At 42.6% G+C, this 24562-nt stretch carries 23 protein-coding genes; 5 read left to right on the top strand and 18 right to left on the bottom strand.

Features of this window, described 5'->3' with window-relative positions:
* The first annotated feature begins 60 nt into the window (after positions 1–60).
* Positions 61–573, top strand: coding sequence for a gamma carbonic anhydrase family protein (locus tag ACDZ29_RS15905; protein WP_289317660.1), 513 nt, complete (start codon positions 61–63; stop codon positions 571–573).
* A gap of 94 nt (positions 574–667) precedes the next feature.
* On the opposite strand, the gene paaX is transcribed toward ACDZ29_RS15905, so the two are convergent.
* The 17 genes from paaX to ACDZ29_RS15820 form a co-directional block, all read right to left on the bottom strand.
* Entirely contained in the window at positions 668–1549 is an 882-nt protein-coding gene (gene paaX, locus ACDZ29_RS15900; RefSeq protein ID WP_289327244.1) for a phenylacetic acid degradation operon negative regulatory protein PaaX, read from the bottom strand.
* Between the two features lie 82 nt (positions 1550–1631).
* A complete protein-coding gene (locus ACDZ29_RS15895; RefSeq protein WP_375088144.1) occupies positions 1632–2408 on the bottom strand; it encodes an enoyl-CoA hydratase-related protein in 777 nt (258 codons plus the stop codon).
* Between the two features lie 60 nt (positions 2409–2468).
* Positions 2469–3677, bottom strand: a complete 1209-nt coding sequence (locus ACDZ29_RS15890) for an acetyl-CoA C-acyltransferase (RefSeq protein ID WP_375088143.1) — start codon at positions 3675–3677, stop codon at positions 2469–2471.
* Complete coding sequence (locus tag ACDZ29_RS15885; RefSeq protein ID WP_370014098.1) at positions 3674–4546, bottom strand: 3-hydroxyacyl-CoA dehydrogenase; 873 nt, start codon at positions 4544–4546, stop codon at positions 3674–3676. Before ACDZ29_RS15885 ends, ACDZ29_RS15890 begins: the two co-directional genes overlap by 4 nt.
* A 120-nt stretch (positions 4547–4666) precedes the next feature.
* Positions 4667–6184: an aldehyde dehydrogenase gene (locus ACDZ29_RS15880; RefSeq protein ID WP_370014097.1), complete on the bottom strand. Its 1518-nt coding sequence runs from the start codon at positions 6182–6184 to the stop codon at positions 4667–4669.
* Positions 6185–6207: 23 nt separating this feature from the next.
* Positions 6208–6981: an enoyl-CoA hydratase-related protein gene (locus ACDZ29_RS15875; protein WP_289323959.1), complete on the bottom strand. Its 774-nt coding sequence runs from the start codon at positions 6979–6981 to the stop codon at positions 6208–6210.
* Between the two features lie 10 nt (positions 6982–6991).
* Positions 6992–7768, bottom strand: coding sequence for an enoyl-CoA hydratase/isomerase family protein (locus tag ACDZ29_RS15870; protein ID WP_289323958.1), 777 nt, complete (start codon positions 7766–7768; stop codon positions 6992–6994).
* Positions 7765–8070, bottom strand: a complete 306-nt coding sequence (locus ACDZ29_RS15865; RefSeq protein ID WP_034314904.1) for an EthD family reductase — start codon at positions 8068–8070, stop codon at positions 7765–7767. Before ACDZ29_RS15865 ends, ACDZ29_RS15870 begins: the two co-directional genes overlap by 4 nt.
* Before the next feature lie 20 nt (positions 8071–8090).
* Positions 8091–8588 carry a 1,2-phenylacetyl-CoA epoxidase subunit PaaD gene (gene paaD / locus ACDZ29_RS15860; protein WP_289323957.1) on the bottom strand — a complete coding sequence of 166 codons (498 nt, stop codon included), beginning with the start codon at positions 8586–8588 and terminating at the stop codon, positions 8091–8093.
* A gap of 26 nt (positions 8589–8614) precedes the next feature.
* Positions 8615–9415, bottom strand: coding sequence for a 1,2-phenylacetyl-CoA epoxidase subunit PaaC (gene paaC, locus ACDZ29_RS15855; protein WP_289323956.1), 801 nt, complete (start codon positions 9413–9415; stop codon positions 8615–8617).
* Complete coding sequence (paaB, locus tag ACDZ29_RS15850; protein WP_289323955.1) at positions 9405–9764, bottom strand: 1,2-phenylacetyl-CoA epoxidase subunit PaaB; 360 nt, start codon at positions 9762–9764, stop codon at positions 9405–9407. The genes paaC and paaB overlap by 11 nt, the downstream gene beginning before the upstream one ends.
* A gap of 18 nt (positions 9765–9782) precedes the next feature.
* Entirely contained in the window at positions 9783–10739 is a 957-nt protein-coding gene (gene paaA, locus ACDZ29_RS15845) for a 1,2-phenylacetyl-CoA epoxidase subunit PaaA (protein ID WP_289323954.1), read from the bottom strand.
* A 364-nt stretch (positions 10740–11103) separates the two neighbouring features.
* Positions 11104–12429: a phenylacetate--CoA ligase family protein gene (locus tag ACDZ29_RS15840; protein ID WP_375088142.1), complete on the bottom strand. Its 1326-nt coding sequence runs from the start codon at positions 12427–12429 to the stop codon at positions 11104–11106.
* A gap of 365 nt (positions 12430–12794) precedes the next feature.
* Positions 12795–14174 carry an allantoinase gene (locus tag ACDZ29_RS15835; protein WP_375088141.1) on the bottom strand — a complete coding sequence of 460 codons (1380 nt, stop codon included), beginning with the start codon at positions 14172–14174 and terminating at the stop codon, positions 12795–12797.
* 32 nt (positions 14175–14206) lie between these two features.
* The gene (locus ACDZ29_RS15830) at positions 14207–15469 is read right to left on the bottom strand and encodes a pyridoxal-phosphate-dependent aminotransferase family protein (RefSeq protein WP_375088140.1); all 1263 of its coding nucleotides are present in this window, start codon (positions 15467–15469) and stop codon (positions 14207–14209) included.
* 14 nt (positions 15470–15483) lie between these two features.
* Positions 15484–16731, bottom strand: coding sequence for an allantoate deiminase (gene allC / locus ACDZ29_RS15825; RefSeq protein ID WP_375088139.1), 1248 nt, complete (start codon positions 16729–16731; stop codon positions 15484–15486).
* Between the two features lie 208 nt (positions 16732–16939).
* A complete protein-coding gene (locus ACDZ29_RS15820; protein ID WP_375088138.1) occupies positions 16940–17995 on the bottom strand; it encodes a Rieske 2Fe-2S domain-containing protein in 1056 nt (351 codons plus the stop codon).
* 327 nt (positions 17996–18322) lie between these two features.
* On the opposite strand from ACDZ29_RS15820, the gene ACDZ29_RS15815 reads away from it, so the two are divergent.
* The 4 genes from ACDZ29_RS15815 to uraH all read left to right on the top strand — a co-directional run bounded on the left by ACDZ29_RS15815 (position 18323) and on the right by uraH (position 23304).
* On the top strand, positions 18323–19939 hold the full coding sequence (locus tag ACDZ29_RS15815; RefSeq protein ID WP_375088137.1) for a PucR family transcriptional regulator: 1617 nt from the start codon (positions 18323–18325) through the stop codon (positions 19937–19939).
* Between the two features lie 165 nt (positions 19940–20104).
* Positions 20105–21427, top strand: coding sequence for a nucleobase:cation symporter-2 family protein (locus ACDZ29_RS15810; RefSeq protein ID WP_375088136.1), 1323 nt, complete (start codon positions 20105–20107; stop codon positions 21425–21427).
* A gap of 14 nt (positions 21428–21441) precedes the next feature.
* The gene (pucL, locus tag ACDZ29_RS15805; protein WP_375088135.1) at positions 21442–22935 is read left to right on the top strand and encodes a factor-independent urate hydroxylase; all 1494 of its coding nucleotides are present in this window, start codon (positions 21442–21444) and stop codon (positions 22933–22935) included.
* A 9-nt stretch (positions 22936–22944) separates the two neighbouring features.
* Positions 22945–23304 carry a hydroxyisourate hydrolase gene (gene uraH / locus ACDZ29_RS15800; RefSeq protein ID WP_289323946.1) on the top strand — a complete coding sequence of 120 codons (360 nt, stop codon included), beginning with the start codon at positions 22945–22947 and terminating at the stop codon, positions 23302–23304.
* A 347-nt stretch (positions 23305–23651) separates the two neighbouring features.
* On the opposite strand, the gene ACDZ29_RS15795 is transcribed toward uraH, so the two are convergent.
* The gene (locus ACDZ29_RS15795; protein WP_370014086.1) at positions 23652–24548 is read right to left on the bottom strand and encodes a carbon-nitrogen hydrolase; all 897 of its coding nucleotides are present in this window, start codon (positions 24546–24548) and stop codon (positions 23652–23654) included.
* Positions 24549–24562: the final 14 nt, after the last annotated feature.

Raw genomic sequence — 24562 nt, 5'->3', positions numbered from 1 at the left:
TTAATGTTATACTATATTCATTAGAAAAACAATTCTGACTTTTCCAAAAGGAGCGAGACTATGATTATTCCGTACAATAATAAAAAGCCATCCATTGATGAATCCGTTTTCGTTGCACCTGGTGCCCATTTAATCGGAGATATTTCGATTGGGAAAGAATCGACCATTTGGTTTAACTCCGTTCTGCGCGGTGATGAAGATTCAATTACAATCGGAGAAAAATGCAGTATTCAAGATAACTCCACTATTCATTTATTTGAAGGGTGCCCAGTTGTCATTGAAGACGAAGTGACGGTTGGTCACAATGTTATCCTACATGGTTGTAAAATAGGAAAACGGTCCATCATCGGGATGGGCTCAACGATATTGGATAATGTAGAGATCGGCGAAGAATGCATTGTCGGCGCGAATACATTGATTTCCTCTGGTAAAATCATACCTCCACGTTCGCTGGTTATCGGTTCCCCGGGGAAAGTGGTTCGCAGATTGAATGATAAAGATCTTGAATTGATCCAACTTTCGATTGATACGTATGTTCAAAAAGGAAAGGACTTCAAAGGGATACTTGATTAAGTATCACAAAGGGAATTCCCCCGTTGTCTTTAGTTGACTTAAAGTAGAAAAGAGCTCCGGCAAGTCGTCATTAGCGACTGGCTGAAGCTCTTTTTCACTTAATGATAAGAGGATGATCCTTGGCGTCATAGGTTTCGTCTTTCCGCCATAAATCATTGTTTTCCTGAAAAACGCTTTCAAAGAAACGGCTTGCCGGTTCAGCCAGAACTTGATAATACTGGCTAAATAAAAGAGCAGCATGATTCCCATTCCACTTTGAAGGCAACAGTTCCTTTGGCAGGCCCGGATCGACAAATAAAAACTTACGGTATTCATGTACCAGGTTCGTTCGTTCCACAAAGCAATCAGCATCGGACATTTCCCCCCTGCTAATGATGCTTTGATGAACGATGAATTGTTTGCTGTATTTCTCAATGAATTCTTCATATTTATTTTCAATCTCTTCTAAATGCCAGCTTTTCTCGACAAGCGATTGATTTTCTTTTGGACCCTTGTATTCCGAAATGAAAAAATCAACATATTCATTGATGTCATATTTCTCGATCAAGCGCTTAATTTGTTTCTCCAAATCATTAGGGGAAATCCAGCAACCACTGGAAAAACTGCCAAACCCGCTCCATAATAATTCTTTACGTAGATCATCCCGTAATTGCCGCTTATCTTCAGGGATCGTGTACATCAAGATACGCCATTTACCGTCCCATTCATTTGGTTTCATCTTATATATGCGATTGGCCGCTTCATCCATTCTCTGCACACCGCGATCGGTCAAAAAGTAATAACTTTTATTTCCGTGCTTTTCTGACTGAATCCACCCTTGCTTGACCATTCGTGAAACGGCTACACGAACGCCCTGCTCATTATGACCGAATTCCTTTAATAAACGAATTAAACTGCCTATCCAGATTTTACTTCCGTAATTACGGATATAATCACCGTATATCGTAAAAATCATCGATTGCGTATTAGTTCCTATTTTTCTCACCTCACTCTCACATTGTTACCATTTTCACACGGACGACATAATTATTATATCTTTTTGAATTGAAACCGCAATATTATTTACCTGAAAATTGCGTTTTTCTCCGTTCACTAAATGCCAGGAGTGCTTCCAATCTGTCTTGAGTCGGGATGGTCAATTCATAGGCTTTTCCCTCTATGGCCATTCCGGTTTGCAAGTCTGTATTCATCCCTTGGGTAATCGCGTATTTGGCTTGTTTGACTGCAATCGGCCCATTTTTCATGATATCGGCTGCCAATCCCTCACAAGCTGACATAAGTTGATCCCTTGACACGACCTTCAAAAGGATCCCTAATTGACATGCCTCTTCTGCAGTCAATTTTTTAGCGGTAAAAATTAATTCCTTCGCTTTCATTTCCCCTATCAATCTCGGCAGCCGTTGTGTACCGCCTGCCCCGGGAATAATGGCCCAGCTAGTTTCAGTGAGCCCCAAAGAAACACCTTCAGCAGCAATTGCGAAGTCACATGAAAGCATCCATTCAAATCCTCCCCCCAATGCATATCCATTGACGGCAGCTATGGTTGGCTGCGAAAGCCCTGCGATACTATTAAAAACATCGCGAATCGCTTTTACGTTCCTTCTTACTTCCGCATCATTCAAAGCCTTCCTTTCTTTCAAATCCGCGCCCGCGCTGAATGCTTTTTCCCCTGCACCCGTGAAAATGACGACGCGGATATCGCCGCTCGTATAAACTGCATCGATGACTTCCTGGAGTTCAGAAAGTGTCTCATAGTCGAAGCAATTCAATACGTCAGGCCGATTCACTGTTACATAGCCGATTTGATTTACTACTTTATAAATAACCTTTGACATGGGTCCTCGCCCCTTTTTTAAGAAAATGTCCCTTATACTGAGAAAAATAAGGGCCAATCATCAATCATTTCCAATATTTTCTATGATGGCAGCAATTCCCTGACCAACACCGACACACATCGTTGCAAGACCATAGCGTACATTCCGCTTTTTCATTTCGTGAACAAGTGTTGTTAAAATACGTGCCCCGCTTGCACCGAGTGGATGGCCAAATGCTATCGCCCCGCCGTTGACATTCACTTTATCCTGATCCAATTTCAATTGGCGGATGCACTCTACGGATTGGGAAGCGAATGCTTCATTCAATTCAACCAGCCCGATGTCTTCAATCGATAAACTCGCCCTTCCCAATGCTTTTTTAGTTGCATGAATTGGACCCAGGCCCATAATGGACGGTTCTAAGCCGGCTACCGCACCTACAACATATTTGGCCATAGGTTTTAGTCCAAGGTTTCGTGCTTTTTCTGCACTCATCAATAGTAATGCTGAAGCTCCATCATTTACACCCGAAGCATTCCCCGCCGTTATAGTGCCACCTTTAAAGATCGGTTTGAGTTTTTCCAACTTTTCGATGGTCGTGTCAGGACGAGGGTGTTCATCCTTTTCGAAAATGACCTCATTACCTTTACGATCCGTATATCGAACAGGTACGATTTCATTAATGAAACGTTCTTCTTCCACTGCCTTTTTCGCTCTTTGCTGGCTTTGAAATGCAAATTGATCTTGGTCTTCCCTTGAAACCGAAAACTGCTGGGCAACGTTTTCTGCAGTTTGAGGCATGGAATCCGTGCCATACATTTCTTTAAGTTTCTCATTCGTGAAACGCCATCCGATCGTTGTATCCTGAAGCTCCATTGAACCCCGCGGAAATTCACCTTCAGGTTTGGCCATGACGTACGGCGCCCTTGTCATGCTTTCAGTCCCGCCTGCGATATAAATATCGCCTTCTCCTACAGCAATGGAACGTGCAGCATACATAACGGCATCCAGTCCGGATCCACACAAACGATTTATTGTCGTTCCAGCTACGTTTACTGGAAGACCAGCTAAAAGGGCGGACATCCTTGCCACATCGCGATTATCCTCTCCCGCTTGATTTGCATTCCCGAAGATGACATCTTCAATTTGATCTGGCGGCAGCTCTGGATTGCGATCTGTCAGCGCCTTGATTACAATCGCACCGAGGTCATCCGGACGAACCCATTTCAAAGCACCTTTATATCTTCCTATTGGGGTTCGCACAGCATCGATAATCACAACATCCTTCATTTCCTCACCAGCTCTCCATCTTGTGTATAATCGTACACCCCTTTACCTGACTTGCGGCCGAGCCTGCCAGCTTTAACATACTGTTCAAGGAGGGGGGCCGGACGATACTTCTCACCAAGTTTACTATGTAAATATTTTAAATTATTCAATCGGGCATCCAATCCCACCAAATCTCCTAGCTCAAATGGTCCCATTGGGTAATTCAGCCCTAACTTTATCGCCTTATCGATTTCTTCCGGTGTTCCTAACCCTTCTTGAAGCATGAAGAACGCTTCATTACCTACCAAACAGCTGATCCTGCTGGTTACAAACCCAGGGAATTCATTAATGACCACGGTTTCTTTCCCCATTTTTTCGGCTACTTCTTTTATTATGGCTGCCGTTTCATCGCTGGTTTCAAGACCACGTACAATTTCAACCAGCGGCATTTTTTGTACAGGATTGAAGAAATGCATGGCAATCGTTTTTTCAGGACGTTTTCCGTAAGAACCAATTTCCGTCGGGCTCATTGTGGAAGTATTGGTTGCAAAGTAACAGCCTTCTTTTGCATGATCTTCCATCGTTTCGAAGACTGCCCTCTTAATTTCTGCCTTTTCCGGAACTGCCTCTATGATTAAATCGGCATATGCTGCTGATTCTTCCAAATTGGAAGAATACGAAAATCTGCTTTTTGCTGCTGCCACTTCTTCCTGGGTGATTTTTTGATAGCGCACACCCTTTTCAAAAATGGTATCGATCTCTTTTCTTGCACTTTCCAATGCATCTTGATTCACATCCACCAATACTACGTTGAAGCCTCCTGTTGCTCCTACATAGGCTATTCCCCTGCCCATGACACCAGATCCGACAATCACAAGATTTCTAATCATTCGTTCATTCCTCCTTTAAAAATAAATAGGGCTGGCTACGATGAATCAGATCAGCATTCATCCATATCTGAATTACTTCTCCGACATACCGTTCAGCCAGCCGCCTATTTTATGTTTTTATTAAATTCCAAAGGGATTTAAGGGACGGCTTCCATGATAGGAAATGATGCTTTTCGTTTCTGTATATAGATCAAGTGTCTCAATACAAAGTTCCCGGCCGAATCCTGACTGTTTATAGCCTCCGAAAGGTGTTCCAGGAAATGCGGAGAATGGGCAATTCACCATGACGATTCCCGCTTCAATTTGATTGGCCACTCGAGTCGCACGGCCGCCATCCTTTGTCCAAAGAGCTGAACCCAAACCGAATTCCGTATCATTCGCGAGTCGCACGGCTTCTTTTTCATCTTTGAATTTCATAATGACAACGACCGGTCCGAATATTTCCTCTTTCACTACATTCATTTCATGATTGACATTCGCTATGACTGTCGGCTCATACCAATATCCGTTCTCGAAACTTTCTATAACCGCTGGCTTTCCTCCTGTCAGGATTTCCGCTCCATCAGCAATGGCAGATTGTACATAATTGTCGATGACATCCAATTGCCCTTGATCTATGACTGCACCGACATGCGTTTCTTTGTCGAGTGGATTGCCCAATTTCAATTTTTTCGTTTTTTCCACGAATCTGGCAACGAACTCATCATATATGTCTTCGTGAACGTATAAACGGGATCTAGCTTCGCAAGATTGCCCAGTATTGTAGAAAATTCCATATAATGATCCATCGATAGCTGCTTCAAGGTCCGCATCTTCGAAGACAATATTAGGGGACTTTCCGCCAAGCTCCAATGTCACCCTTTTTAATGTCTGTGAAGCTTTGCCCATAAGATCCCTGCCGATTGGCGTAGAACCTGTAAAGGCCACCTTATTCACTTTCGGATGCTCGACAAGGTAATTCCCTACGTCCGATCCAGGACCTGGAATGATATTGACAACTCCTGAAGGAACACCAGCTTCTAAACAGATTTCCCCTAATACGATTGCAGTCAGCGGCGTTAACGAAGCTGGCTTAACAATGACTGAACAGCCAACTGCGATCGCAGGTGCAATTTTCCATGCTGCCATCATCATAGGATAATTCCAAGGAATGATTTGAGCACAAACACCTACTGGCTCTTTTTCCGTGTAGTTATGGAATTGACCAGGTACATTATTGACAGTTCCGCGGTGTCCGACTATAGCACCTGCATAAAACTCGAAATCTTCTATCGCCTGCATGACTTGGCCTTGCGCTGCAGAAATGGATTTGCCGCTGTTCAGAACCTCCAATTCAACCAATTCATTAAAGCGTGAACGCATGATTGCTGCAATTTTGTTCAAAACTCGAGATCGTTTATTAATCGGAGTTTTCTTCCATTTCCCATTATCAAATGCTTCACGTGCAGCTTGAACAGCTCTTTCTGCATCTTCCTTAGTCGCCTTTGCAACTTTGGCAATGATTTCACCAGTCGCAGGGTTGTACGCATCAATCGTGGATCCATTAGAACTTTCCACTCTTTCGCCATTAATGATCAGATGATAATAATCACGCTTCATTTCCGCTTTTTCAAATGCTGCCGCTTGAACTCCAACCATGTAATCCCACTCCCTTTTCTATATTACTTGCCTATGAATTTAGCTTTCCTTTTTTCAGTGAATGCTGCCACACCTTCAGCATAATCCATCGTTAAGCCAGCAATTCGCTGACCCTCCGCTTCTTCTTTTAAGTATTCTTCCAATGAAAGGTGGTAGGATGCCTCTAAGTATCTTTTGATTAAGCCGATCGCTTTCGTTGGTTTGTTTGCGATATTCGCCGCAAAGGCTTTCAATTGCTCGTTCCATTCTTCCACACCGATCACTTTTGTAGCGAGCCCGACATTTTTCGCCTCGCTAGCAGGGACCTTTTCCCCCAATAAGGATATTTCCAAGGCTTTCGCATGCCCAACGATCCGTGAAAGGTAATATAGATTCCCTGAATCAGGAATCAATCCGATATTGACAAAGGCATTTAAAAAACTGGCTTTTTCAGAAACAAGCCGGAAATCGCATGCAAGAGCAAGGCTGAAGCCAGCCCCTGCAGCCACTCCATTGACTGCTGCAATGATCGGTTTTTCACAGCTTGCTATTTGCTGCATCATCGGACCGTAGTGATCGCGCAGCACCTGGCCTAAATTCATGCTTCCATCAACATCCGATAAATCTTGCCCTGAACAAAAGGCCCTGCCTTCCCCTGTAATGATAATGGCCCGCACTTCATCGGACCCCGCAGATATCTTGATCGCCTTCTGTATTTCCTTATTCATTTGGGACGTAAAGGCATTAAGTTTATCAGGACGGTTCAAAGTAAGCCAAGCCACTCCGCTTTCAACCCTATATTTGATCGTTTCGTACATAGAGCACTCCTTATCCGCCTGTAAAATTAGGCTCCCTTTTTTCAACAAATGCTTTCATGCCTTCTTTTTGGTCCTCTGATGCAAAAAGAATATAGAAGTTCTTCCGTTCGAATTGCATTCCCTCATATAAGGGGTAATCAACGGCTTTATTGACGGATTCTTTAATCAGCCTTACAGCTAACGGGGGTTGCTTTGCTATCTTTCTAGCGAAATCGACCGTTTCTTCCATTAGCAATTCAGGGGCAACGATCTTATTAATGAAACCATATTGCAGAGCTGTCTTTGCATTTATCCTTTCAGCCGTCAATATCCATTCGAGTGCCTTCGTCTTTCCCACCAATTTTGTCAACCTTTGTGTTCCTCCTGCACCAGGCATGACTCCCAGTGTCACTTCCGGAAAGGAAAACTGGGTATCGCTGGCGGCAATCAGGAAATCGCAGGATAAGGCAAGTTCAAAACCACCACCGAATACAAAACTCTTCACAGCACCGATCACAGGCTTCTTGACTAGGCTCATTCGGTCCCAATCGGCAAATTGGTTGGTTAACTCCAGACTTATTGGATTGTCGTCCATCATCTCGTCAATATCAGCTCCAGCGGAAAATGCCTTTCCATTGCCCGTTATCAAGATCACCTTCACTTGTGGGTCCCGGTCGAATTCTTCCATGGTTGAAACTATTTCCCTGACCATTTTCCTGTTAATGGCATTCAGCTGCTTCGGCCGATTTAAAAAGATATAACCAATGCCATCCCCGATTGACGTTTCAATGAATTGAAGCGCATTCATTTTATTTCTTCCCCGATCATCATCGTTACGAGTTTCCCGGCAAATCCCATTAGGTCTTTCCCTGATGCTTTTCCTTCCGGGGAACGCATTCCTTGTTGCAGTGCATCGTGGTCTTCATAATACATTTCACATAGAATGTAATACTCAGAGTCTTTGCCCATTGGGGTGCCTACTATTTTAGTGACCTCCATTTTTTGAAGACCTGGAATTTTTTCCGTTATCGGACCATGTACATTGAAATAATGCTCATCGAATTCTTCCTTGTTTTCAGGTTGTTTATATAGGGCGATTAACTTTACCATTTTAGAAAACCTCCATTTTATTAGATCATTTTTATCATCGGTTTCATCGATTCGAACGGATTTTTACATGCTTTACAATATAAAATGCTGCGGCAGGCCGTTGGACCGAATATATTTTCCATCGTGACATAAGTAGATTCACAATACGGGCAATCCACATGCCATGATCCATCTTTTTTCATTTGTCGAGGAGGAGGGGAGATCCCGAAAACCTTCAATCCAGCTTTCCCCTTTTCCGTGATTCGATCAGATGTCCAGGAAGGGGAACGTAAAAATTCCACGCTTACTTTTTTTACGGCAGGCAGCTGTTTAATGGCTGTTTCCACATTTTTTTGAATGATTGACAATGCCGGGCACCCTAGAAAAGTTGGCAGCATTTTCACCGAAACGTCCCGGCCCGAAACCGTCACGTCTTCAACCATCCCTAAATCCAAAATACTTACTGTATCGATTTCGGGATCTTTAACGTCTTCCAGGAGTTTATATATTTCTTCTGCGGTTAACAGTACGGTCGACATGATACCCCTCCCCTTTTTCTATTGGTTCACCATGAAGCTGATTTATCGGTTGCGTACACTTCACTTAACGTTTCTATCGCCTTTTCCAAATCTTCCGAATGCTGGCCACTACGTCCATCACCTTGGGCCATTCCTATTTCAAGAGTCGTTGCCAAGCCCACACTTTCAAAAATTGGGGTGACAGCCTCGATCCATTTCTTCTGTAAGGCAGCTTCGCTTTCTATCAAGCCAAGCTCGACCATTTCTTCTCCATATTGGCCAAGTGAAAATACTCCAGCAAAATCCGGCATCGTTTTCTCAATCGCTGCATTCATTCTCGAAACCGCCTCTTCGTGACCAGAACCCAGCAATTGGACGAACCATGTTTTCCAGTGCATCAAATGATAATAAAGTTCCATCTGTACCTTTTGTGCCACTTCAGCAAGCGGTTCATATGAACTTGATTGAAGGGATTGAATCTTAATCGCTTTGGCTTGGGTATAAAAATAATTCCGAACTACCGCAAACGCCCAATCATAATCCGGGTCTTTCATATAGTATCCAGGACCGTTGACCAATTCGAGAATGATCGCATTACGCCGTTCCTTGGCGGGACGGTCATGAGCCAGCTTATCTGCGTCCCCTTCACCTAGTTCATCCAGTAATTTATAATATATGGCTGCATGCCCCATCGTGTCTTGAGATATCGAAGCCGATGCAACATCTTCTTCGATATGCGGTGCGAGTCCAAGCCATTCCGAACCTCGGTATGAATGGATGAAATCATCGTCCGCCAGTTGAAGCAGCAATTCTTTGATAGCGATGTTCTCCAATGATTCATTCCTCATTCTTCACGCCTCCACCCCAAGACATTATCTCTTTTTCATCGAGCATTCCCTGCTCATACTTCCGCCACTTTTTCTTTAAATACCCATACCCTTTTGTGGTCCTGTAATCTTTATTATCAATACGTTGAAGCGTTTTCTTTTCCTCAATCGTCATTTTCCGTATATTCTGTCTTTTCACTACCCAGATATCATCAACTGCTTCCCGTCTCATGAAATTTTCTTGCGCCATCATGATGGCGATATCCTCATTGGGAGCCAACAGGCTATAATGGTATTGAACGGGTGAAGATTGAGTTTTACGGCTAAATACTTCAAATTCTTCAAAGTAAGTGTTTTGTCTAGTTTCCATATCATCCTTCCCCCTACCTTAGATGACCTTTGGCGCTAACGCCTCACGTACCCATTTATTATTTTCATAAGAAGTTCTTCGAAGACGTAAACGATCCTGCGAAAGGGGCCCTTCATTCCTTGCGAACACCTTCAATTTCCCCCAATCAGGTTGTTTGTAAATCCAGATTTCAGAATTTTTATCAAACCTAAGTGTTTCATCAGGAATGGTAAAGCCGAGTGAAAGGATCCGCTTCACATATTTAGAAAAAAAGGCTTGGCGAAGCTCTTCATTCGTACTGGTTCTGATTCTGTACTTAATCGTTATATCCTGTTTGGATGAGCCCACTTCATTCTTACTGGGAGGTCCAAAAAAGAGTAATAAAGATTCCCACCAATAATTGATGGAGTCTTGAACCAATTTCCTTTGTTCTTCCGTTCCTTCAGCCAAAGCCATGATTATCGCTTCACCATGCTGTGCATGAAAAACTTCTTCCGCGCAAATCCTCAGTAAAGCTCGGGCATAAGGTCCGTATGAAGCCCCAAGCATGTTCGTCTGGGAGATGATGGCTGCCCCATCAACAAGCCAGCCAATCAATCCTGCATCACCCCAAGATTTGGCTTCCATGTGGAAGACATTATGAAACTTTAAATCTCCATTAAATAAATCTTGCATAAGGTCATCCCGTTTTTTGCTGTACGGCTTTAGCAAATCCTCGGCGACTCGAAGCAATAATTGTCCATGTCCCATTTCATCCTGCACCTTAGCCATGATTCCAAGTTTTCTATTTAAGGTCGGGGCTTTAGGAACCCATTCTTTTTCGGGAAGCGCCCCCATGATTTCACTGATGCCATGCATCGATATTAACTTGATTAAAGTGCCCCGGTAATCGTCCGGCATCCAATCATCGGCTTCTATCTTTTCTCCTGCTTCGATTCTGGCAATGAATTGATTTAGCTTTTCTTGTTCAGCCATATCATTTAATTGAACGTTCATTCAAATCACCTCTCTTTTTATTATATAACGTTTATATAACGTTATTATATTTTACAGTTATATTTAATGCAAGACTATTCCGACTTTTTTTGAAATAAAAGGAAATCAATAGGAGATTTTATGATATTTTTAATCACCATGATGCCTCCTTCCCTATTTCAAATTGGTTCTTTCTTCTCTTCTGATTAAACCTATTCTATGAAGGGGCTGCACTTTTTATTTGATCGTCAGAGTTCATAAGGTTTTTCACCGCGAATTTACGATAGGCTCGAGCATTAAAGCTCCATCAACAGCAGAATCGCCAACAAGGAACATCCTTTTCCATGAACGAATCCAGGTCATCCAACGCATCTCCATCCAGTTATCAACTTGTCACTTCATCTTTCCGTTTATCAACGACACGAATGGCTTTTCCTTCTGAACGCGGAATGCTTTTTGGAACGTTGACAACAATATCCATCGTTACAAGACATGCGGATTTCATATGATGCTGAATCGTTTTCTTTAATATCTCTACATCTCCATGCGTTAAGTCTTCTTCAATCTCCTTATAGAAACCGCTTTCAATTTCAATATGCAGTTCAACACCGTCCATTTTCCCCTTCTTAACGAGATGAATCTGATAATGAGGCACTATTCCCTCCATTTGGAATAAAACACGCTCAATTTCAGAAGGAAATACATTCACTCCCCTGATTATGATCATATCATCCGTTCTGCCTTTAACGCGGGACATTCTTGTTGTGGTCCGTCCGCATTTACACGGTTCATGGGTAATGGATGCGATATCACCAGTACGATAACGAATGATTGGCAGCGCTTCCTTGGTAAGGCTGGTAAAGACCAGTTCCCCATCTTCGCCGTCCTCAACTGGCTCAAGTGAGTCAGGGTTAATGACCTCAACAAGGAAATGGTCTTCTGCGATATGCAGTCCTTCCTGCGCTTCCTGGCATTCTATCGCAACTCCTGGACCCATGATTTCACTTAGTCCGTAAATATCGATTGCTTTCAAATTCAGTTTTCTCTCAAGTGTAGCTCTCATTTCCTCAGACCACGGCTCAGCTCCGAAAATCCCATACTCTAGCCCATTATCAGCAGGGTCAATCCCCATTTCTTCCATCTTTTCAGCGATATTCAAAATATAAGTAGGGGTTCCGCAAATACCGCGAGGTTTAAAATCATTGATGATCGTAATCTGGCGATCGGTATTTCCACCTGAAATGGGTACGGTGGCAACTCCTAGCTTTTCTGCTCCGTAATGGAGACCCAATCCGCCTGTAAACAGGCCATATCCATATGCATTATGGAAAATATCCGACTTCCGGCCTCCTGCAGCTACAATTCCACGTGCGACAATCGTTGCCCAGTTTTCCAAATCGTTTTTCGTATACCCGACAATGGTAGGCTTTCCACTTGTTCCGGATGAACCATGAATCCGTGTTACATCCTCCATTGGAACGGCGAATAAACCGAATGGATACTGATCACGAAGAGTCTGTTTTTTTGTAAAAGGAAGCTTTGACACATCGTTCAGATTTTGAATATCTCCTGGATCAAGGCCCATCTCTTCAAATTTCCTTCTGTAATAAGGTACATTTTCATATACACGGCTTATCGTTTTTTTGAGGCGTGCCATCTGTAAACTTTCCATTTCAGCACGCGTAGCCGTTTCAACTTCCGGATTGTACATCGTTTCAGTCCCCCCTTAATTTTGCTCGTGTCCCATCCGATTCTCCATATATAACGGTAATAAAACGGATATTATATAATTGTTATGCTTAATTTTAAGATTAATACGTCATTTCTACGTTGTCAATAATGTTTTTTTGAATTAAGCAAAATGGCCGAATAGACAAAAAAAAAAATTTACTAAATTTTCAGACTATATTAATTTTAACAATGATATATCATTTTATCAAACACTCGTTTTAAAAACGTATTAAAATATTAGGAAAACAATTTTCCTGAAGTAATGTTCATAAATATGTAGAGCAGGTAAAGGGGTGATTCCCGATTTGGAATCACCCCTTATAATGGATAATCAAAGCGTTCTTCCTAGTTATTGACCGCAATACTGGAATCTATCACTTTTAACCACTCCCCACGCTCCCTTTCACTTATGACATTATTTTTATAAACTATTTTCCCTCTATTAAAGGTAGCGGTGATTCGGCAAGGAAAGGAATGGCCCATATAAAGGCTTTGCTTATGTTTCGCGAAAAAATTCGTTTCCGAAGCTTCATGCGGAACATTAAGGGAAACGATGGCAAGATCTGCATCCATTCCATCCTTAATTTGTCCTTTTCTGGAAGAGAGACCAAATCTATTTGCCGGGGCTGAAGCTGTCCACTCAGCGACTTTGTGAAGTGGGATATCGTGCAATACAGCCAATTCTATCATCGACATCAGTGAAAATTGCCCCCCGCTTATTCCACCCCACGCTTCGAAAATATTATGTACGCCAGGGTCTTTCAACTCATAAGGACATGGTGAGTGGTCGGAAGAAATCATATCGAATTTCCCTTCCATTAAACAGGCTATCAATCTTTCTTGTTCTTCTCTTTCCCTTAGTGGGGGAGCACATTTTGCAACCGCACCTTTTTCTATTAAATCACCCTGATTGAATAATAAATAATGTGGACACGTTTCAACCGTTACATCCAGTCCCTTTTGTTTGGCCGATTCAATTTTTTCAATGGCCAAGCCACTACTAATATGGACAAAGTGCAGGGGACAGCCTGTTAACTCGGAATATGCGATGGCACGTTCCACAGCCTCCGCTTCTGCTTGCACAGGTCTTGTGGCTGCATAATCATTCGCACTGAATAGTCCATCCTTCTCTTTTTCTTGCTTCAGCCATTGAGTGATCGAATCACTTTCCGCATGAAGGGCCAAGACCTTGCCCAATTCTGCAATTTTCTTCATACCATGTAAAAGGGTGAAATCATCCGCACGCTCAAACTCATCATTTCCCGTCTCTGAGAGAAAAGCTTTAAAACCGATGACTCCGGATTTTGATAGCTCCTCTAATTCATCAATATTTCCCGGGACCAGCCCTCCCCATAATCCAAAGTCTATAACTGATTTCCCTTCACCGATCTTGGCCTTTTCAAGGAGAGCCTTTCGATCGATGGTTGAAGGGATTCCATTCAATGGCATATCGAAATATGTGGTGCAGCCTCCCGCTGCCATCATTTGCGATCCTGTTTCAAAGCCTTCCCAATGAGCGCGGCCAGGTTCGCTAAAATGCACATGGACATCAATCATACCCGGAAAGATATGTTGGCCATCCGCATCATACTCTTCATCCGCTTTACCACTCAGACGATCCCCAATCTTAACAATCACCCCATCTCGGATTGCAAGATCAGCTTTCTTCACTTCATCTGGAAAAACTACATACCCATTGCGGATAATAAGATCATATATTGACATACAGACCACTCCTCCAAAATATTTTTATAGAATCAAAGAGATCCCCTGGATGCAGGCACTTTCTCCGTTTTTCCCACATACACATCGAGTGCAGCCTGCAAAGCCTCTCCCCGATTCACTTGAAACCCCTGGCGCAAAAGGACAGCTTCCAAGGAGGCCAATACAAAGAGGATGTTTTCTTTCCTACAACTGAATCCCATTGTGCCGATTCTCCATATTTTTCCGTGAAGCGGACCAAACGAGGAGGCAATCTCGATACCGAATTCATTCAACAGCATTGCTCGAACGGCTTCCCCGTTGATTCCTTGTGGAATTTCGATGCAAGTTACACACGGAAGTTTGTTTTTCCCATCCCCGAATAACGTTAGTCCCATCGCCTTAACCCCTTCAACGAGAGCAGCTTCGTGGAGTTCATGACGGGCAAATCGGGCTTCCAGACCTTCCTCAATTACCAGGCGCAAACCTTCACGTAACGCATAAAGCATTGAAGTCGCTTCTGTGTGGTGATTCAAACGGCGCGGTCCCCAATAATCCTGCAGCATGCTTAAATCGAAATAATTACTGGTGATGGGACGGCGGATTGAAATCTTTTGGTTGTCTTCATCTGTCGCAATACCACGTTCCACCTTTTTGCGGGACTGGATGATTTCTTCTATTCGCTCATTATACGTAATCGGCGCCATACCCGAAGGAACGGACAAGCATTTTTGCGTCCCTCCTATCAATCCATCAATGCACCATTCATCCACCTTTACATCCGTTCCCCCGATGGACGCAACCGCATCCACCACAAGCAGGACACCCATTTCACGGCAGGCCAACCCGATTTCCTTCAATGGCTGCATACATCCCGTGGAAGTTTCCCCATGGACGATTGCCGTTATTTTAGGTGAGACTTTCTTGATTTCCGCAATGACTGCTTGCGGGTCGAACACCTCTCCCCAAGGACATTCGATCGTATGAACATCAGCTCCGTATCGCTCACAAATTTCCACCAATAAATGACCGAATCTTCCGAATATGGGAACCAGAACTTTATCTCCCGGCTCAATGATGCTGCATAGAATCGCTTCATTTCCTGATCTTGAAGTGCCATCTATCGGGAACGCCCATTTATTTTTCGTTTGAAAAACCAAACGCAACATTTCCATCACTTCATTCATGATATTAGTGAATGCAGGATCGAATTGACCTAATATCGGTGTGCTCATCGCTCTTAAAACACGCGGGTCCACTTCGACTGGACCTGGCGTCATGATCGTTCTCATCGGTGCATTCAATTCTGAATATGACATTTTACCCAACTCCTTCAATAGGCTAATTTATATAGTATTTCGCTTAAAACATCGATTCCCCTTTCCAAATCCGGAACACTCGTAAACTCCTTAGGCGAATGGCTGACTCCGTCCTTACTTGGGACGAACAGCAGGCACGTCGGACAAAATGAACCAAACACTTGCGCATCATGCCCGGCTCCGCTGACCATATCCTGATAAGGTATATTTTTATCTTCAGCAATTTTGCGGACAAGGCGATTCATTTCCCGATCCATCGCAACAGGTTTGACATCCATCCATTGTGAAATCTCCATCTTCATATCCGCTTCTTTCGCCAAGGCATCGAAAGCCGAAAAGATTTCCTTACAAAACCTATCAAGAATCACTTCCTCGTGATGCCTGATATCGAGACTGAATTCCACTTCACCAGCAATAACATTCGGAACATTAGGTTCAACATCCATTCTGCCAACCGTCGCAACTAAATCCGAGTCCATCCCCTTCGCTTTTTTCGTTAAAAAAGAAATGAATTCCGCAGCTGCACTGACTGCATCCTTCCTGTAAGACATAGGAGTGGTGCCCGCATGATTGCTTTCACCAATGATTTTCACCGTATAACGGCGCTGCCCGACAATATGGCTGACGACCCCGATCGTATTCTCATTCTTTTCAAGCACCATCCCCTGTTCTATATGAATTTCAACGAATCGGTCAATATCATCGCGGACGGGGGTCATATAGGCTTCAGGTTCAAACCCTGATTTTTTCATGGCTTCCAAAAAAGAAATGCCCTCTGTATCTTTTAAATGCTTTACGTTCTCAAGACCATAGACTCCTTTGATATTCCTCGATCCCCAAAACGTCAAGGGAAATCTGCTTCCTTCTTCTTCACAAAAAGAAACGACTTCAATCGTCTTCCGAGGCTGCCCATAGGCTTTAAACAACCTCTTAACTGCCAGGAAACTAGCGATGACCCCATATGCACCGTCATATTTCCCCCCATCCTTGACCGTATCTATATGAGAGCCGGTCAGAATGGTTTCACCGGTGGAATTGGTCCCCTCAAGCCTGCCAAACAAGTTTCCTACACTATCAAAATATGTAATCAGGCTTTCTTTTTCCATCTTTGCTTTCATTGCATGCTGAGCTCTCATCCATTCCTCGGAATATAATAAACGGGTCACCCCATTACTCTCCGTTGCCCCGAAAGATGCTAACCATTCAATCATCGAAGCAACATCACCCTTTTCATCTATGAATTTTTCGATTTGAATTGCCATCACTTCGCTTCCCTTCTCAATATCCATTCATGTTATGAATATTCACAAATTTATGTTATCTACTATTTTACTTCTTTTCGCATATAACTTCATTGGCAATTCTGTTAGTATTTTGGTGTTTTTTTGTGCAAAATAACCAACGAAAATCCAATCCAATAATGCCTGTAAAAGAAGAGAGTGCCCACTAAACATGGACACCCTCTTCTTCTCAACTTGTATAATTCGAACCTAATCCCAATTCCCTTAATAGCTGACGATACGCAATCGACGTCTTATCTGAAGCGATATGCGCTTCCGCTTGCAAATCTAGAGGCAGCTCCTCCGGCTTTTGATTTTCAACCATTTCCTTATCTTCATTGAAGATCTGTAAATTGAATTCATAGGTATCCTCTATCGGAGCATCTAAATCAAAGTTACGGGCCATCGGCGAAAACATTCTTGTCTTACGTGCAGAAACTGGACTGGCACAGTTCAGGATATGAAGTTTTCCGTCCTCCGGGAAGTGGACAGTCAGCCTGGCCGCAAGCGGTGGATAGATATCAAAAACACGGAGCCATTCAAAGTTGGCAGGTTCTAAATGCTGCATACTTTTTCCATAATTACTGACGGAACTTAAGTATTCCACGTGCAGGCCATACTCCGTTTTTTCCACTTTATAACTAGGAACGATAGGATTGTTACGATCAGCGAAGCTTTCCGAATGTACCCAAGCAAAGTGGGACACATCCAAAAAGCCTTCCATCTGCCGACCGGCTGAACCAGCAATGTCAATGGATGGAGGCAGAATGTTCAAATATTCATCATCATCCCATGCCGGTAACTTCGGAATATCCTCTTTATCGCTCGCAATCGATGTCCAAACCAAACCGTAGCGTTCTACCGTGGGATAAATATTAATACAAAGACGCGGGGATATTTTAGCATTGGGATGTGCAGGAATCCCAGTACAATTACCTTCAGGGCCATATCTAAAACCGTGGTAAGGGCATACGATATTATCATCTTCCACCCACCCCATACTTAATGGCACACCACGATGCAGACAAAGGTCCCTCGCAACGATGATCTTCCCACTAGCCCGATAAAGGACAAGGTGCACATCGAGAAGCTTAATGCCTATCGGTTTTTCCGACACTTCCTCGACTGCTGCCACAGGAAACCAATATTGCGATAATACATCCCAGTCCGCTTTGCTGAATGTGCATTCTTTTGGAAACGGCGTGACTCTTTTTTTCTTACTTGAAGCAACTGTGCCTTCACTCATTTTATCGTCTCCCTTATTCCCACGTTATTTTATTTTTATAAATATTAACAAAATTCAGATATTATGTCACTAACAATGTTATGAAACCTTACACACAAACCCGTTTTTGTATACCTCAACAACCCAAACAATGAAATTTGTAAGATATACCAAAGGAATTGTATGATATGATAATGAAAATCTCCAAAGCATGTGAGTGAACGGAGGGATTCAGATAAATATCAGTTACATGCACTAATTTAAAACCGATCAATTTCCTGGATTCATATACAGCTTTAATTATAAAATCACTTCAATAATCTAATTTTCCAGAATGAGGTGTATCAGATGAAGGTAACCGAACTTTTAACATTGCCCGCATTAACCGGCATGCATTTAATTGCCGGAGGAACAGGGCTCGAACGCGAAGTCAAGACTGTCAATATGATGGATGCTCCAGATATCATCAACTTTTTAAAACCAAATGAATTCCTTGTAACCACAGCTTATCACGTAAAGGACAAGCCACACCTTTTGTCATCACTTGTCGAAGCGATGGCAAATCAAGGCTGCGCAGCCCTAGGGATAAAGACACGTAGATTCCTAAAAGAAATACCCGAGGAAGTACTGGTTCTAGCCAATGAATTATCCTTACCAATCATTGATCTTCCAGCAGAATTGTCACTTGGGGAAATCATCAACCATACATTCCGGGCGATTTTGGATCAACGGGCAGCTGAATTGACTTTCGCCATGGAAACACATAAGCAATTCACAAACTTAATCATGCGGGGTAAAGGGATTCAAAAACTGCTTGATCATTTATCGAATATGATTGGATACCCCATTTTATTAGTTGACCGGTACCTTAAACCGATATTCCATCCAACCTCAACATCCGGAATTATTCCAATAATCAAAAAAATGAACAGTGAAGGATACAGATTTCATAAAACCATAGCTTCGTTCTTTTCATTTTCATCTCTATCCAATAAACAAACCTATACCGTATTCCCCATCTATATGGATGAAGAAAAATTTGGCTATTTGACAATATCAGGAGAAATCAAGAATAGCGATAACCTGATAACACTGACGATAGAGCAGGCAACTAATGTCATTTCTTTTGCCTTGATGAAAGAACATGCCCTTAAACAGCATGATCGGAATATCCGAAATGATTTCTTCCTTCATTTCCTGGATGGGAGTTTCTCTTCACAAGAGGAAATCATAAACCGAGCAAAAGAGTTTTCCTTACATAATGAACAAGCCTATATATGCGCAGTCGGAAAAATCGATGAATCCAAATTGGCCAAAAGTTACACACAGCTACAACGAAGGGCTGATTCGATATACGAGTTTTTGGAAGATGAGCTTCGCCTATCACCTAATCCCATTCACCTCTTTACAAAAGGTAAGAAATGCATTCTTTTATACGAAGTGAACGAAATCTCTGGCGATGTTCTTCAATATGTCGAAACCTCGCTAAAATCATTGCAAAAGATAACAGCCAGCCAATTCGACTGCACGATATCTTTCGGAGTGAGCCATATGAGACCGAACTTTTTACAGACCAAGAACGCTTACAAAGAGGCGAACGACTCCCTTCTGGAAGGAGGCCTTTCGAAAAGGCCAGAATACATCCAGATATTCCGGACGAAGGATATTATGGAATTATTGAGAATCATCCCCGAAGAAGACCTAATGAATTTTTACCTTTTCGCATTACAGGGATTTTCAAAGATTTTCACCGAGGAGGAGCAATCCTTATTACAGACATTATCAGTCTATCTCGAAACGCACTGCCAAATATCCGAAACTGCCAAAAGATTATTCGTTCACCGTAACACCGTTGTATACAGACTCGAGAAATGTGAAGAGCTGCTCGGCAAGAGCTTAAAAGATTCAGAGACCACACTCCAGATACGACTTGCCCTTCGCATTAAATCCTTACTTAATATATAAAACCCAACCTCTTCTCCCTTCACTTTATGCAAGTTGTCTATATCAACAACCAAAAATTGTCTAATCTAACTAATGACAATTTTCTGATTATTCATTATGATGGTATTAATCATAACGAATTCGTGTGATATAATATGACAACCAATTAGAGGAGGGAGTTTTTTTATGAATGAAAGAATTAATAAGTCCAAGGCCTTCTCGTTAGGTCTTCAGCACGTTCTTGCCATGTATGCTGGTGCCATCTTGGTACCGATCATCGTCGGCGGAGCATTGGGGTTCACTTCCCAACAGCTCGCCTACCTTATTGCCATTGATCTATTAACCTGCGGAATCGCTACATTATTGCAATCCTGGAAAAATAAATATTTTGGCATTGGCCTCCCGATAGTATTGGGAACTTCTTTCGTCGCAGTCACCCCCATGATATCCATTGGCAGCAATTATGGCATTTCCGCTATATATGGATCAATCATTGCCGCTGGGTTATTCATCATTTTATTCTCCAACATATTCGGTAAACTACTTAAATTATTTCCGCCTGTCGTGACCGGTACCGTCGTCATCATCATTGGATTATCCTTAGTGCCCACCGGCATAAAGAATATGGCTGGCGGTTCTGGCAGCAAAGACTTCGGTTCAGCCGAAAACTTAATGCTTTCTTTCGGTGTCCTCGCTGTCATTCTGTTAATCAATCGCTATTTCACAGGATTCATACGCGCCATTTCCGTTCTGATTGGCATCATCGCAGGAACGATCGCTTCAACATTTTTTGGGAAAATGAACTTTTCCACGGTTGTCGAGGCTTCTTGGTTCCATATCCCTGCACCTTTCTACTTTGGTACACCCACCTTTGAAATAGCTCCCATTCTTACGATGATATTGGTTGGCACAGTCATCCTTATCGAATCCACTGGCGCATTCCTTGCTCTCGGAAAAATAACAGATAGGGAATTGAGTGAAAAAGATATTGTCAAAGGCTACCGCGCAGAAGGCCTGGCATTCACTTTAGGTGGCATTTTCAATGCCTTCCCTTATAGTACATTCGCGCAGAATGTAGGTCTCGTTCAATTATCCGGAGTGAAAAAAAGAACGATCACCATTGTAGCCGGCTTCATTTTAATCGGGCTTGGACTGGTTCCGAAAATCGCAGCTCTCGCTACACTGATTCCTACTGCCGTCCTCGGGGGTGCTACCGTCGTCATGTTCGGAATGGTTGTTTCATCAGGAATTAAAATGTTGAATGACGTCGATTTCTCGGATAATGCCAATTTATTGGTCATTGCTTGTTCAGTCTCACTCGGACTGGGCGCCACCGTCGTTCCCGAGTTATTCTCGAGCCTGCCGGAAGCAATCCGTATCGTTGTCGGTGATGGAATCATAACAGGAAGCCTGACAGCCATCATCCTGAATTTGATCTTGACTCCACGCAAGAAAAAAGCCGCCGATAGTACCATCCCCGATTCAGATCTAATGGCAAAAAGTATATAAGAAGGAGACTGGAGATGATTACTCTTACTTCATTAAATGCACTAACCGAAAAGGAATTTACGAAGTTCCTTGGGGATACTTTCGAACATTCACCTTGGATTGCAGAAAAATCGGCAGGCAATAGGCCCTTTTCTTCAATAATCCACCTGCATCGATGCATGGTGGACATTGTAGGCAATTCGTCAAAGGAAGATAAGTTATCGTTAATCAGGAAGCATCCGAACCTTGGGGACAAAGTTGAAATGAGTGATGATTCGATTAAGGAACAGCATGGCGCCGGTTTAAAGGACCTTACGTCCGATGAATATCAAGATTTCATATCATTGAACCGGAAATATATGGATAAGTTTGGCTTTCCATTTATCCTGGCTGTGCGAGGCAAAGATAAAAATGACATATATCAATCGATGAATACAAGGATTCACCATGCAGAAGCAGCCGAGTTCGATAAGGCCTTAACTGAAATCTATCAAATAGCCCTATTTCGTTTACAGGATAAAATTAAAATTGAAGGAGAGAATTTAATGAAAAATAAATCAGCCGCACAAACACTTAGTTATGGAAAAGGGAATGTTTTTGCCTATAGGACCTATTCGAATCCTTTAACCGGAATCAAGCAAATTCCAGAATCCACTTTTTCAGGAAGAGGTCATATCATTTTTGGCACGAATGTAAAAGTTTCCGTTGGCGGCTCCTCTTTTCTTCCCTCATTCACGGAAGGAGACAATTCCATGGTCGTCGCGACTGATTCGATGAAAAACTTCATCCAAAGGCATTTAGCTACATTCAAAGGCGCAACATTAGAAGGATTTGCTTCATATGTGTCAGAAGCCTTCCTAAACAAATATCCTCAAATCGATACTGTTAAGTTGATTGCTGAAGATATCCCTTTCGAAGCAGTGACTGAAGCAACGGACCCCCAATTGAAACCGAGTGACCTTGTATTCAAAAAGTCCCGCAATGAACGGGCCAAGGCTGCCGTCGAAATCATCCGTGGGGAAACTGGCAACGAGATCGTTCAGCAAAGCAGTTCCATCCTCGACCTTCAATTAATCAAAGTAAGCGGGAACTCTTTTGTCGGTTTTGTCCGTGATGAGTATACGACGCTTCCCGAAGATGGAAATCGGCCGCTTTTCATCTATTTGAATCTCCATTGGGTCTATGAGGATCAAAAGGATGCATTCGGCATGGATCCCTCTAAATACGTAGCTGCCGAACAGGTAATCGATATTGCTACATCCGTTTTTCATGAAATGGAAACTCCTTCGATCCAAAATCTGATTTATGAAATCGGCTGCCGCATTTTAACTAGATTCCCTCAGCTTCTTGAAGTTACATTCGAATCCCAAAACCACACATGGGATACAGTTGTTTCCGAAATACCGGACTCCAAAGGAAAAGTATATACCGAGCCGCGCCCGCCATATGGTTTTCAGGTCTTCACCGTTAAAAAAGAAAATCTCGAAAACAACAAAATCCTGGCTGCCGCTGAAGAAAACATCGGTTAAGGAGTATATATGCCTGGTATAACAACACATATATTGGATTTAATGCATGGCCAGCCAGCCGAAAACGTGACGATTGAATTATACTTTTCCGAATCATCCACCGCTAGCTGGCAGCTGCTCCAGTCAGCTGTCACAAATCCAGACGGGAGGCTCGATGTCCCGCTGCTGAAAGCAGATAACACCAAAACGGGAAACTACGAAATCGTTTTTCATATCGGGGATTACTTCCGGAATAAATCCATCGAACTCCCTGATCCGCCCTTTTTGGACCTGGTTCCCGTCCGATTCGGACTATCTTCCCCATCCTCTCATTATCATGTGCCCTTGCTCGTTTCCCCATGGGGCTATCAAGTATATCGTGGAAGTTAAAGAAACTGCCGGAGAAGATTCCCTCCTTCTCCGGCAGTTTCTTGTTTGATTGATTATAGTCAGGACCGTTCCACTATTAATCCGAGTAATAAAGATCTATTATAGATTGCGATATCTGGGATACTTCAAGAATAGAGTTTTGAAACGTAGATGCTAGGTATCTCCTCAAGCGGAACCGCAAGAAGATCACGGTCGAGGACAACGATATCAGCAAGCTTCCCTACCTAATTCACGCTCCCCGAATGTACCAATGGCCAAGCCGCCAGTATAAGCTTATAATGCTTCGGCAAGGGCGTTCCGTTCATGTTGATGCCATACTACTTTTTTTCCACTGCAGTCGATTCTCATTACTGCACGATAATCCTTTGTTTGTTTTTTGAAGGGGGTGGGGTTGGGAGTATTTCCTTTTGTAATATAGGGTCGTATGTATCGACACGACGGTCTCTAAAGAATTGTAGAATGTTTCTAGTCTTTTCTATTTCTTTTAAATCAATCTCTTTTACAATAATTCCTTCTTCATCATCAAGTGAAGCTAAAATATTCCCTAATGTATCGCTAATGAATGAACCACCGTAAAAATTCATGTCTTTTTCCTGGCCTACTCGATTTGTTGCAGCAACGAATACACCATTAGAAATGCCATGAGCAGAAATTGCCTTTTCCCAGGATGGTCTTGTTGATATCTCAGGATGATCTGGCTCTGAACCTATGGCAGAAGGATAGAATAATATCTCCGCACCTTGTAAGCTCAAAATTCGGGCAACTTCTGGAAACCACTCGTCCCAACAAATCCCGACACCTATTTTTCCATAAGCAGTTTCATAGACAGGATACCCGGTATTGCCTGGAACGAAATAATATTTTTCATGATACTGGGGACCATCCGGAATATGATTTTTTCTTGTAATCCCTAAACATTCTCCATCTGCATCAAATACAGCTGCACTATTAAAATAAATACCAGCACCTGCTCTTTCGTAAAAAGGAACAATCAAGACGATTCCTAATTCCTTTGCTAATTCACCCATTTCGGATAATGCACCGCTATCTACATCTTCAGCTAAATCATAATTTTCCACACTAACCGTTTGTGGAAAATATTGCGAAGAAAATAATTCTTGTAAGCAAACGATTTGCGCACCTTTATTTACTGTTTCTTTTATTTTCTCTATCGTTTTTTGAATATTTTCCTCAATGAATTCCCCGCAATGAATTTGAATAAGACCAACTTTTACTTTTGACATTTTCTCACTACCTG

The sequence above is a fragment of the Peribacillus sp. RS7 genome (assembly GCF_041956845.1).
Lineage (GTDB): Bacteria > Bacillota > Bacilli > Bacillales > DSM-1321 > Peribacillus.
The sequence above is the reverse complement of the archived record's forward strand: the minus strand, read 5'-3'. Positions and strand labels throughout refer to the sequence as shown.